The organism is Actinoplanes sp. ATCC 53533 (genome assembly GCF_003947245.1).
In genome coordinates, this window is the sequence record NZ_QHHV01000170.1 from 1 (window position 1) to 12,550 (window position 12,550).

9 protein-coding genes are annotated in these 12,550 nt (G+C 64.2%); 7 read left to right on the top strand and 2 right to left on the bottom strand.

What is annotated here, in order from left to right; genetic code table 11:
* The coding region (locus DMB66_RS43055) for an NUDIX hydrolase (RefSeq protein WP_125809892.1) at nucleotides 1-548 on the bottom strand (548 nt) is incomplete at its 3' end.
* Between the two features lie 533 nt (nucleotides 549-1,081).
* Here DMB66_RS43055 and DMB66_RS43060 point away from each other — a divergent pair.
* The 3 genes from DMB66_RS43060 to DMB66_RS43070 all read left to right on the top strand — a co-directional run bounded on the left by DMB66_RS43060 (nucleotide 1,082) and on the right by DMB66_RS43070 (nucleotide 7,157).
* On the top strand, nucleotides 1,082-2,329 hold the full coding sequence (locus DMB66_RS43060) for an MFS transporter (RefSeq protein WP_233625253.1): 1,248 nt from the start codon (nucleotides 1,082-1,084) through the stop codon (nucleotides 2,327-2,329).
* A gap of 214 nt (nucleotides 2,330-2,543) precedes the next feature.
* A complete protein-coding gene (locus tag DMB66_RS43065; RefSeq protein WP_125809894.1) occupies nucleotides 2,544-3,062 on the top strand; it encodes a topology modulation protein in 519 nt (172 codons plus the stop codon).
* Nucleotides 3,063-3,416: 354 nt separating this feature from the next.
* Nucleotides 3,417-7,157: a DUF4365 domain-containing protein gene (locus tag DMB66_RS43070; RefSeq protein WP_125809895.1), complete on the top strand. Its 3,741-nt coding sequence runs from the start codon at nucleotides 3,417-3,419 to the stop codon at nucleotides 7,155-7,157.
* Between the two features lie 259 nt (nucleotides 7,158-7,416).
* On the opposite strand, the gene DMB66_RS43075 is transcribed toward DMB66_RS43070, so the two are convergent.
* Nucleotides 7,417-7,698, bottom strand: coding sequence for a hypothetical protein (locus DMB66_RS43075; RefSeq protein WP_125809896.1), 282 nt, complete (start codon nucleotides 7,696-7,698; stop codon nucleotides 7,417-7,419).
* Nucleotides 7,699-8,343: 645 nt separating this feature from the next.
* Here DMB66_RS43075 and DMB66_RS43080 point away from each other — a divergent pair.
* The 4 genes from DMB66_RS43080 (at nucleotide 8,344) to DMB66_RS43095 (ending at nucleotide 12,433) form a co-directional block, all read left to right on the top strand.
* Entirely contained in the window at nucleotides 8,344-10,017 is a 1,674-nt protein-coding gene (locus tag DMB66_RS43080; RefSeq protein WP_125809897.1) for a HEPN domain-containing protein, read from the top strand.
* A 370-nt stretch (nucleotides 10,018-10,387) separates the two neighbouring features.
* On the top strand, nucleotides 10,388-11,026 hold the full coding sequence (locus DMB66_RS43085) for a hypothetical protein (RefSeq protein WP_125809898.1): 639 nt from the start codon (nucleotides 10,388-10,390) through the stop codon (nucleotides 11,024-11,026).
* A 416-nt stretch (nucleotides 11,027-11,442) separates the two neighbouring features.
* Nucleotides 11,443-11,919, top strand: a complete 477-nt coding sequence (locus DMB66_RS43090) for a hypothetical protein (RefSeq protein ID WP_125809899.1) — start codon at nucleotides 11,443-11,445, stop codon at nucleotides 11,917-11,919.
* A gap of 160 nt (nucleotides 11,920-12,079) precedes the next feature.
* A complete protein-coding gene (locus tag DMB66_RS43095) occupies nucleotides 12,080-12,433 on the top strand; it encodes a hypothetical protein (RefSeq protein ID WP_125809900.1) in 354 nt (117 codons plus the stop codon).
* The last annotated feature ends 117 nt before the right edge of the window (nucleotides 12,434-12,550 follow it).

Genomic DNA, 12,550 nt, shown 5'->3' on the forward strand with positions numbered 1-12,550 from the left:
GCCGGCGCGGTCACCGCTCGCGAGATGCGGTGTCCGACGAGTCGCTCGGCCGTGGAGAGCGGGTACCACGCGGCACCTCGCACCTCCGACTCTTGAATACGCCCCATATCCGCCTGCGCCGTCACGAACGAGTAGCCGAAGTCGAGATGGAAGTGCTCCGGCTCGTCCTTCGCCGGCCGCGCTGGAACTCTGCCGTACTCGACGTAGACCGGGATCGGCGACGCGGGGAAGAGGCCGCTGGGATCAACACCGGTTTCCTCGACTAGCTCGCGCACCGCCGCGCTGATCAGCGTGGAGTCAGTCGGCTCGAGATGTCCTCCAGGCTGCAAGAGGATCCCGTAGGCGAGGTGATCGACAAGCAGCACTTCGGTGCCGCCGCGGACCAGGAGCGCACCGACAGTTGCGTGCATTGAGAAGTTCTGTCGCGAGGCGAAACCCGCTCCTTGAGCCAGCAGCTTCACCGGCTCGGACAGCGACGCGGCTTCGTCCGGGTAGCAGTCGAGGTAGGCCGATAGCGCACTTGAGATGTCCGAATCACTGACCGCCACGAGCCGTCCCCGCTCCAGCCCGAGAGCACGGCCCTCCGGGATCGCCTGCTCGGACGTGGACGATGAGACCTGGCACCGGCAGCTCCATAACGAATGGCGTACGAGGGGGTTAGCACTCTACAAGCGGACCTGAGCGGTGAGCGCGTGCCACACCGGGTGGCAGGACGAGCCGCGGGCGGAGGGAAGGGTTGCGGCGGGTCCTTCACACGGACCAAGAGACCGCCCGGCCGGGCGACCGGTCGTGCGCAGCGGATCAGAGGCGGCCTTCGTGAGCCGGTATTGATAGTGGGTGAGCAGCCCGTTGACGGATCCACCGATATTCACGCTTTTGAACGATGCATGACGAGGGGAGCGCACCGGTTGAACGTGACGGATAAGCGATCCGGTGGTCAGCACACGGCGTGCCTCGACGCCGAGATGCGGTCCTGCGCCGGTTCGCCGATCGACGGTGAGGGATGCCGGTGCTGACCCCTGGCCGCAGAGTTGAACGGCGATCTTCTCCGGCAGCGGCCGGGCGGAGGTCGGGGCCGCTGGTGGGCGACGTGCGCCGGGCGTGGACCGCGTACGCGGTCAGCCAGGCCGGCAGCGGGATCGGCACGGGAGCGCTGCCACTCGTGGCGATTCTGATCCTGGGCTCCTCGGACTGGCAGGTCTCGATGCTCGCCGCGGTCGCGGGGATTGCCGGGGCCGCGGTCGTGGTGCCGTTGGGGCCGTGGGTGGAGTTCCACCGCAAACGCCCAGCGATGATCGCCGCCGACGTGCTGCGCTGCGCGACCCTGACCAGCGTCCCGGTCGCCGCATGGCTGGGTGCGCTGACCTACGCCCAGCTCTGCCTGGTGGCGGCGGTGCAGACCGTCGGGGTGATCCTGTCCTCAGCGGCCGGCGCCCCCTACTTGAAGGGCATGGTGCCCGGCGACCGGCTGGCAGTGGTGAACAGCCGATGGGAGACCACCATGTGGACGGCCAGTACCATCGGCCCACCGGTCGGCGGGATGTTGGTATCCGCGTTCGGCGCGCTCGCGGCGATCGTCGTCGACGCGGCGAGTTTCCTGCTGTCAGCGATGACCCTGGGCTGGACCCGGCACCGCGAGCCCGCCCCGGCCACCCCGGCGAGAAGACGGCATTGGCTGGCGGAGATGATCGCGGGATGGCATCACATCGCCGCCCACCCGGTCCTGCGCGCCCTGTTCGTGCACGCTCTCTTGTTCGGCGGGTGCTTGGTGGCGTCCACCCCGCTGATCGCGGTCCTGATGCTGCGGGAACTCGGCTTCAGCCCGGCCCAGTACGGTCTCGCCCTCGGGATCCCGTGCGCGGCGGGAGTGTTGGGGTCGCTGCTCGCCCCGCGGATCATCCGCCAGCACGGGCTGATGCCTACCCTGCTGGCCGCCGGGGCGGCCCGCTGTCTGTGGATGATCGTGTTCCCGGTTGCGCCCGGCTCGGCGGCGGGCCTGGCGTTGATCATCGGTGCGGACACGATGTTGTTGCTGTGTGCGGGCGTGTTCAACCCGGCTTTCGCTACGTATCGGATGCAGGCCGTCGATGATGGCTACCTCGCCCGGGTCACCGCAGCCTGGGCGGTCAGCAGCAAGGTTGCCCAACCGATCGTGATCGCCGCCGCTGGCCTGGCGGCTGCGGTCCTCGGTGCCCGCACCGCGCTGGTGGTGCTCGCCGGTGTGCTGCTGGCCAGCGTCGTGCTGCTGCCCTGGAAAGCCTGGCGGCCCTCACCAGGCTCGGAGCACCGCGCCGTGCCGGACCTGCAGACCGGCGCAGTGAAACGATGACCGACCCGATGCCGCGCGGGCGGTTCGCGGACCCGACCCGGCCCGGCGCCACCCTTCGAACGCGCCATGGGCTCTGCCTGCGATTCGCCGTTCGCCGTGCACCGTGGCGACGGCCATGCCGCTGGCCACCCGGCACGCCGTCGATTTCGTTCTGACCAACCGGGACCGCCCTTCCGGGTGATCCCGGCGATACCTAGCGATTGGAGACAGCTCGGTGCAGCGGATCGCGATCGTCGGTAACGGCGGCGCCGGGAAGACGGTGCTGGCCAACAAGCTCGGCCGGCTGCTCGGTATTGCGGTGACGCACTTGGACGCGTTGCGCTACGCCGAGGACTGGATGCCGGTGCCCGAGGAGTTGTTCGTCGCCCGGCAGCGGGAGGCTATGGAGGCTGGCCGGTGGATCATCGACGGCAATTCCTTGGCGTCGCTTGCCGGACGCGTTGCCGCTGCGGACACGGTGATCGTGGTGGACCCGCCACCGCTGGTCTGCCTGTGGGGCATTCTGCAACGCAGGCTGCGCTACCGCGGCGGCCGGCACCCGGACGGTGTCCACGACCACATCACCCTCAACTTTCTCCGCTACGTGTGCCGGTTTCGACGCGACCATCTGCCGCGGGTGCTGGCATGCATCAGCGAGCACACCGGCGGGGCAGAGGTTGTTCACCTGACCAGCCGGCGCCAGGCCGACCAGTGCCTCGCTGTGCTCGCCGACCGCATCGGTGGTGGCCGGTGATCGATCTGTCCCGCTACTCCAGCGACCCGGCGTTCACCGCGGCCGGGTGGATTATCTCGGGTTGTCAAGTGTCGAGGCTGGCGGGAGCGCCGCAGGAACCGCATTTACGTGAGGCACCTTCGTTCTGGCGGCCGGCGCTCACGTTCGGCTGGGACTGAGTGGAGTGTGCTCGGGTGGTCGAGCCGTAGCTTTCCGCGCGGTGACGGCCCGGCTCGCAAACCACTACCCCGGATCACACCCAACGTCTAGCCACCGTCCGTGTCGCGCGCGACACGGCCTATGACACGATGACCCCCCGACCGGCGCGAGTACTGGGATACCGCTGCGCCGGAGGCGGAGCGCTAACCTCCATCCGTGACCAGCCCACTTTCCACTGAAGTGACGGGCGCCGCCGGCGCCAATGGCGTCGGCCTTCTCATCAATCGTCTGGGGTGGCACTTCCGCCGGCAGTTGGAAGCCGACGTGGGGATCGACGCTCAAATTGAGACCGTGATCGAGATGGTTGCCACCGCCCGGCATCTGGGCGTCCAGATCAAAGCCGGGCCGTCATGGTTCACCGAGCCAGCGTCGGATGCAAGCGGCTGGTGGTTTCGCGAACGGGACCAGACACACCGGCGCTACTGGCTGCGCTATCCACTCTCGGTGATCGTGGTCCTCTACGACATCGAGGCCCATACCGCCTACTGGCAGGTGGTCGACGATGACACGGCCGTGCCGACCGGGTCAGGATTCAAAGTGTTCGTCCCCCGCAGTCAACGGATCGAGGCTGAGTTCGCCCCGAGGCTGGCCGAGCTGGCGCGGAGGGCGCCGAACGATCCATTCGACAAACAGCTAGCCGATCTACCGCCGGCGTGTGCGGACTCCCTCGTCGCGCTGCGCGAACGTGCGCCTGCGGTGGCACAGGAGCTTGCCGAGGTCCTACTCGCGGGCCGAGACGACCCAGCTGCCGCAGTACGGCGTCTGCGGAAACCCAGCTCGACCGCATGGCCCTGGTCCGCATGGACAGCTCTCGCAGGCTACGCGGCCGAGTACGCCCTGCACGCTCTGGCCGCAGAATGCCTGCTCCAGGGTGTCGACGCGGGTGATGACGAGCCGATATGCGCTCGCATGACCGCCGACGCCGGCATCTACCTGATCACCGTCGATCCTGATCGCGCGCGGCGTCTGCTCACTGAGGCGTCGACCAGGCCGACCGGTGCTCTTCTCGCCGCGGTGGGCTTGGCGACGCTTGATCACGGCACGCTGGACGGGCCCGTTCCGGTTCCCGCCGTGCTCACCGAGCATCCCGACCAGGCAGTCGCCGACGCGACGGTGCAACGGTTTCTGGGCGATCAGGCCGCACGCCGCGGCGACACGGATGCGGCCATCAGCTTCCACGAAAGGGCGCTGGAGTTGGCGCCACGGTCTTCGGCGCAGCTGCTCACGCTCGCTGAGGCACTTTTGCGGCGGCACGAGCCCGGGCCAGGAGAAACAAGCCTGGCCGACTACCGCCGGGCGGCTTCACTCGCCGAACGGGCCCGCACGGCCCGCCGTCGATGCCGGGCGGACAGCGTTACTGCTTCACGGATCCTGCTGCATGCCATCGAGCTCGGTGGGGACGAACGATCCGCAATCCGGGTTGCCGCACCGGTACCGGACGGTGAGGCGACTGAGGCGGAAGCGGCTTCCGCAGAGCTCGCCTTCTACGCCGCCCGGCTCTGCTTCGAGACCGGCAACCTCACAGCCGGCGACCGATTCGAGGCGACCATCGCCCGGTCCGGGAACGCTGAGTGGATCGCGCATTGCGCTGCGGTGAAGGCATCGACCGGCGGTGCGAGCCCTGCCGAACAAGTCAGCCGCTGGCAGGAGTTCCTCGACACCGATGCCCCGGACGACCGGCGCCTGGTCGCGTTGAACCGGCTCGCGGAACTCGGCGTCTGGCCCCTGCCCGACCTGGAACGCATGCACAGCAGGGGACTGCTGACCGATGGCTTCTACAACCTGATACATGCCGACGCCCTCGCTGCCGCTGGCCGGCGGGCCGAGGCACTCGACCTGCTACGGCCGCTGAGCCGCACCAGCATCGTGATGGCCGAGTCCCTCGCCCGAAAGCTCGCCGCGTTGGGCCACACCGAGGAAAGCGTCCGGGTCTGCGACGAGGCGGCGATGCGGTTCGGTGACGCCCGCACGGAACTGCTCGCGCTGGACGTCCTGACGCAAGCAGACCGCGCTGAGGACGTCCGAGCGCGCGCCACGGAGTTGCTCAGCCGCGGCGACCTCCCCGCCAACCTGCGTCACCGTATCCGCAGCCGGCTCATCGACGCGCACGGCGTGCACTGCGATTGGCTGAAGACCGAGAGACTCGCCCGCGCCGGTCTCTCCGAAGTACAAGATCTCCTGCAGGGCCGCGGGCTGGCCGCCAACGGAACGGTGGAAAGTCCCAGGCCCGCGCCCAGCGATCTACACACCTGGCTGAGCTACTACAGCTGGGCCGTCATCGTCAGCCAGATCTACCGCGGCCAGATCGAAGATGCATTCGTCACGCTCGAACGGCTTGATCCTGCAGCGATCACCGCAGTGGAGATCGCCACGTGGGGCGACCTCCACCAGGCCCACGGCTGGACGCCCGAGACCGCCGAACGCGCTCTTGCCGTCACCGCCCGCGACGATGTTCCGATCTTCGCCACCGCGCCGATCCTGTTTTCCCTCCGAAAGTTCTGCCAGGCAGGCAGAGGCGGGACGCCTGTCGACGGCACCGGCGACAGCGTCCCCATGGATACGGTGAGCGACGACCTCGCTCTCCAGGTCGAGGACGCCTGGGCCGCCCTGGCCAGCCTTCACCCGGCGATGGCGCGCACGCTGGACAGCGACGGAGGTCAGCGTTTCGCCGAACAGGTACGCGCTCTTCTCCTGCCACATGCGATCGAGTACGACCAGGCACGCGAAGCCGTTCGGGCAGGGCGACTTCCGCTCGGCGCGCTTAGCGCCGCCACCGGCGAACCGTATGTGCTCGGCCTGGTCCGGCGAGCTGCCGGGATGATCACGGCCGTCACCGCGAACGGTGAACTCCATAGGCACGAGATCGAAACCTGCCGGGCTGCCCTCGGCGGCGCTGTCGTCATCGAGGGCAGCGCGCTCTACCTCGCCTCCGCGACGACCCAGCTCTGGGCGGTAGCGAAGGACGCCTTCGCAGAGATCCTCATTCCCGAGCCGGCCGCACATGACGTCGTACTCGGCCACCGGGCCGTTGCGGAGGGCTGCGCTGCGGGTGCCCGCCCTGGCGGCGGCAGCCCGCATTCCGCCCCGTCATCCGACGCCGGACCGATGGGCGAACTCCACATGGCCGAGAGGCTCCTGCGCAATAGCCAGCAATGCCGGCCCGCCGCCGTCGCTGACACCGCCGGACTCGGAGCCGCGCTCAACACGAGAACCATCAACCCGTGGCTCACGCCGATAGCGATCGCCATCGCGCACGACATCGCCCTCTACAGCGACGACGCGTACCTGCGCAAACTCGCCGGCTACTTCGGTGCGCGAACCTTCGGCAGCCTCGCCCTGACCGAAGTTCTCCTCGAGACTGAGCGGATCGACGTGCAAACCGCCACCGACATGATCGAGAGCTTCTTCCGGCAGCAGGTCGTTGACCTCCCCAACGCCTGGCCGCTCGCCGCACGTATCGCCCAAGTGGAAGGAGCATGCGCGCCGCCGATCCTCACCAACCTGGCCCGCACATCGTTCTGGCAGGACATCGGCCAGGACAACTTCATCGGCGCTCTGCTCCAGCTATTGCAACACGTTCAACCCGCCCCAGGCGCCGTCGAAGTGTTCACGAGTGCGGCAGCCGAGGGACTTACCGCGACATTCGGACCACCAGAACGAGTCCTCGCCACCCTGGGAACTGCCGTCACCCTGACCGCAACGGACCTCACCACCACCGCCGTATCCGGACCAGCCCTACGGGCGATCCGGCAACTGGCCGCACAACATGGCTGGAACCCGATTCCACCACTGCGCGACGACCTCATCGCAGCCCTCGTCGACCCAGACGGGTCCTTCGCCATGTCGATCAAAGAAGCGGTCGACACAACCGAACGCCTCCTCGACACGACCCAATAGCCCGTGCAGGGAGGACCGCACACCGGCCTCATGTCCGGCGGACCCTCATCGAGGGACAGGTTACGACACTTCCACCCGGCATGCTCAACTGCCGAGAAGAGTGTGTTAAATCAAACCGAGTTTGCCTCCGCGATAATTTAACCGATACAGGCAATAGACCCGGCAGGTGACCGAGATAGGTTCCGTCTACGCCCGCACACTACATCGCTCAACAAGGTTCCCGACCGCAATCAATTAGCACGCTCAGTCCGTTATCCAGTCACCAGGGGCTAGTCAGTAAATTCTTGATTCGCTCGACCAACTCCTCAAGCTCCGCCGCGAGATCCATGATCTCTTCCAGGCTTATAAATTCACCATGCAGATCCGTCTTCCACCTTCGCTTCCGCATCGTCAAGTGTCGACTAATGGAGGGCTCTTCGTCCCAGATCTTATGTATCTCGTCCGGATGGGGAAGCCAGATCCCATGAACGACGAGATCTCTCTTTTCATGCAGCGGCTTGACGTCGTCGAGAAGGCCAACAAGCTCGTTATTGAGGTCCACGCTAAGGGCCTTTTCCCTAGCGCTCGAGCTGCTTGAGTAAGGTAAGAGTACGGCTGTCCCGCAATTACAACGCCCGCATTATCCGAGTCTAGGAGGCGGATTACGACACCCGCCAGGAGGTCGTCAAAATAGGCCGCGCCGACCACGACACGGCCAAGGGCGCAGTAGACATCTTCACTTAGGTTCATCATGTCGTCCTCCAGTAGCTCGGGGTGAGCAAGATTCCCACAAGACTCTTTTGCGGGCAAGTCATTTCGATCACGGGTTAGTTTCTTCGCGAGGTAGGCGCACTATTCAGGAGGGACGAACCGGTCGTGCTGTCATGCCGCGCGAAGTACGCTGGCGCCTGGATCGACGTTGACGCACTGTGGAGTGTCTGCCTTCTCTGTTTCCGATCAAGCTCTAGGCACGTCCGACGAGCGCGTTCTCTGGGCGTCGGTGGCGCCATCTGAGCCGCCGACTGTCGGTCGTCGTTGGCTTGCACTGGGCCTGCGTCATCCAGCAAGTCCGAGCGGTTCGCGCGTCTCCAGGTCCAACAGAGACGGCACCGCACCCACCGCACAACGGCGAGTGCGAGCCGAAGCCATTCGTTTGGTGACCATATCTGGGATGCACAGGCCAGCCGTGGAGTGCTCCAATGGCTAGGTGAACGCTCTCATTGACCATGGCAGTGACGACCCGCAAGAGCCGGATGAGTCGAGGGACTCTGACGCGACGCAGAAGGTCGACGTGGACTTCCAGGTGCTGGTTGAGACTCTAGGCAGGCCCTTCGTCGAGTGGGTGTTGGTGACTCCGTTCGAACAGCCCTCGTCCGGTCAGATTGAGGTGGTGGCTGCTCTGACGCGTGTCTTCCGTCAGGGTCGTGGTGAATATCCAGAACACACGGCAGAGCTCGTGAGTCTTCGCTTGGCTTTCTACGTTCCGGAGTGGAACACGACATTTGTTGAGGGATTGCGTCAGCGCGCTGGGGGACAGCCGCTCGAAAACGAGACCTCGGGTGACGAGCTGCAGGACGCAATCGTCGATCTTGCTTCGTTGAGCTATGGCGAGCTCCTTCTACCTGCCGGCCGGTTCGGTCCTACGCTTTCTTCCAACCTAATGTCACCCGTTGGTGCGCGTGTTGTCGCTGCGGCGCGAGCTGAGGGGATCTTCCCCGGCGCCGGCGAAGATTGGGGCTCGGAGTCTATCGTGCTGGGAACTGCTTTAGGTTTCGCCACTGGCTTGCAGGCCTCCTTCTTCGGCGGCTCGGTCGTGCGAGCGGCCTGGGAGGCTGCCCGCCTTCGTTCCGATGCGCCGACACTCCCGGAGTTCCTGCGCGAAGTTCGGGAGATGTTGAACCAAACGCGAGCTCTATTGCGCGGTGAAGAAATACAAATTCCGTCTCTTGCCGGGTTCACGGGAATAGTGCTCGAGGCTGGCGCCGAGGTCTCCGGTCCTTGGGGCCGTATCCGTTCAGCTCGTCCAGGTGACCATCCTTATTTCGCGCACGGCATGACGCAGCGCCGTACCAGCACGACAAGTGAAACTGGTGAGATCATTGAGATCTCGGATGCGGGAGAGGTTATTTTGGAGACATCGGTTCCGTATCGCGTACGGATCCAGTCGGATTCCGATCTAATTTTGGAGGGCACCACGTCGAAGACTCTCGACGAGATGGTTGAACGCGCGCGTATCGCTCTCGCGCTTTCGTGGGACGGTGCCCAGATACCCGTCGTACTTCCGACATGGCGCCGCACAATCTCGTTCATGACGGGGAGTATCGGCTACTGGTCAGACCCGCATTTCTCGGCGCTGCGGCTTCCTACGCGAGTTACGCAAGATCAATTGAATGAGTGGGGTCGCTGGCTCGGCAGCATCGGAGTTGATAGCCTATCTCGTGTCAGGCTGGCGGCAACTAGAACCCTGCGAGCGCTCACTGAACGACGAAATCCGGATGACATGCTGATCGATGCTGTGATCGCCTGGGAGGCGTTATTTGGAGCCACGTCCGAGAGCACGTTGCGTGTGTCGGCCGCTTTGGCGTGCCTTCTGTACCCTCCGGGCCAGGACCGGAACGACGCACAGGAGCGATACCGCAAGATCTATGCGATGCGAAGCAATATCGTTCACGCCAACTCGTCCAAGAAGACGACGGCGACGATTGTGAATGACAATGCCCGAGAGGCGGCACAGGTTGCCGTCCGCGCCTTGCGGGAATTGCTAGGTTCTCGGAGCGATTTGGTCCCGCTGAAGAATGACGAGCGCAGCCTTCGGTTGCTGCTTGAGGGAGCAGTAGTCCGTGACCTAGAAGAGTCACCAAATTCTGTACCCGCCTCGTAATCCGCCCGATACGGTACCTCGCATTCGATTTGGGTAGAAACGGTAGGAGCCGCCCTCAACTGCCGCCGAGCGGGCACGTCACCCAGGAGCGAGCCGTCACGCTACGTGGCCAACGTCCATGCCACCTCGTGGCCTGAACTGCCGAGATGAGTACACCCATCACTGTTCGCATCCGGCTTTCGACTTCGGCGGGCATGTTGCCTCCATCCGGCTGCCGCCGGAATGGGCAGTATTCGACACGTCCTTTTCGCGGAAGCGGCGACTTAGATAGTATGTCCTGCCTTGGAAGACTAGGGATGTTGCTGCGTGACGCGAGTGGCCGTCAACCACACTTCCAGCGGAACGATTTCTCAAAGTAGGACGGATTGAATTGCTTGAGCTGCTGATACTAATTCTGGACAAAGCGTTCGATTTCACACGGTCAGTGACGTCTGCAAAGTCCAAGCGGGAGAGACTGGGGAGACGACTTCTTGTCGCCTACGTTTCCCTCGAAGAGGCATCGCGTTCACTAGACGAATTGAGCTCCCTGCTTAAGGCATTTCAAGCTGGAGACGAGAATGCCTTGCGAAAGATAGCCTGGAGTGCAGGTAGGTTCAGCGAGGCGGTGCAGCGGTTCACGCAAGCGCTCGGGAGGCCGCTGTCAGACATCGATATAGAGTACAAATTGAGGGATAGGAAAGATCTGGTAGCCGTTAGAGCCTTCGATCCAGAGCTGATGACGTTGATGACTCATGCGTGGGCCAGGGATTACCTGATCGTAGACTGGGCCGCGTTAACATTCAGTGATTTTCCCGGACATTGGGCCCAGAGGGCAAGGATAGTTTCATCCGACAGCCGTCTCATTATGAGCGGCTACGAGGAGGGTCTTCGTGAATATTGCCTCGCGGATCCCGGAGATAGGAATCACCTGCTTTCTGTGGTAAAGGAGTGCGGAGAGGCCATCACCGCCGCCCACCGACGATTGCATGAATTTTTCGTCGCGCATATGTCAATCGAGGATCTGCTATAGATCAAGGATGCTGGTGCCAGCATGACGATCAGGATCTTATGGCGATCCAGCTAGCAATCATGGCGCGTCCGTCCAGTCAATCGGACAACGCTATTTCCTGCGCCCTCATCTGCCGCGATCCGATCGCTACAGAGCGTCACGGCTGCCGAGGGCCGGCTGACGGCCGCTAGTGCCGATGAGCAGACGCGTGATCGGGCTTTGTTGGCGCATCCTTTGTCACCCGTGTGCGGTGGTCATGTGCCTTCCCTGTGGTTCAGTGGAGTGCCATGTCGAACGACGTTGAAGCCAACCGCGTTGACGCTGTCGAACGGCCGACGAGGTACGAGACATTTGTGGCCTAACGGCGTAATCCACACCGAAGTCTGCTGCATGCGGGAGGACGGAGTCTGTGGGTACATAACCACTAGGCTGGGGTCATGACGGTCACAGGCTGGGCCATCCGCCTCTTCATCTCCGGCGCGGTCATCGAACTCATCGGCCTGGTCGTGACTGCCATCGGATTTCGGCATTTGATCGCGGACTTCAAGGCGTACCTGGATCCGGCCTATCACGAGTTTCTCGGATTTCTTGAGAAACACCCAATGCCACAGTCGGCGACCGCCAAGCCGGACACCGAGGAGCGGTTCGGGTCGGTCGAGCCTGCTGAACAGGCTCAGTTCCTTGCCCGCGAGATCGACCGCCTCGCATATCAGGCCAGCTTTCACTCCAAAATTAACCGCGAACTGTTGGAATTGATGAGTGGGCGCCTGCAAATCGACGGCGAAATGAGGGACCGCGCGCAACGAGGGCTGGCCAAGGCTAACCATCGTAGTGTTTGGATTGGCTGGATTCTTGTCACCTGCGGCTTCCTGCTCCAGTCGATCAGCCAGATCATGCAATTCATTGGCTCGTAAAGTTGGCGACTGTGTTGAAGCGTCCTGCATCAGAAGTCAGCGCCGAGTTAACTCATGCCGCCAGTCGTGCGCGGTACTCAGCGTTTGCCGTTACGGCGAGGCCGCTGGCCGCGCGGGTTGGTGTCCGGCCTGAACCGCCGTCGGCGCATAGGATCTGCCAGTGCAGCGGATCGAGGTGACCGAAGACGGTGTCACAGTAACGTTGGAGGCCCAGCCGTTGGTTTCGGTCTTCGGCAAGGAGACGCGCCCTGGCGTCGCCAGTACCGACTTGCTGCCGTGGGGCGAGATTTCGAGCGTCTCGCTGTCAGCGACCAGGTTCGCGCCCGACGGGCGGCGCTGGGTCACCCTGACTGTTGACACCACTTGGGGCGAATACTTCGAGGTGCATGAGGATACCGAGGGCTTGGCGGATGCAGTACTGGAGCTGTGTCGCATGTCCGGGTTTCCGGCGCCTGACGCGAGGACGTTGACCGCGTCTGGGCAGGTGATCTGGAAAAGGCCCGGGCCCTCTTGAACATGTGCGCGCTTCTGCCGCGATGATGTGTGCCGCCCAGAACTCTCCGCTGCCGGCCGCAGGGGCGCGACCACGCAGGAGTGAAAGATCGACGGCGGCCGGTACGCTCACGGGCCA

Bases quoted from the DNA above. Each gene is read 5' to 3' on its own strand.
- DMB66_RS43090 (WP_125809899.1), top strand. From the start codon at position 11,443: ATGACGGTCACAGGCTGGGCCATCCGCCTCTTCATCTCCGGCGCGGTC.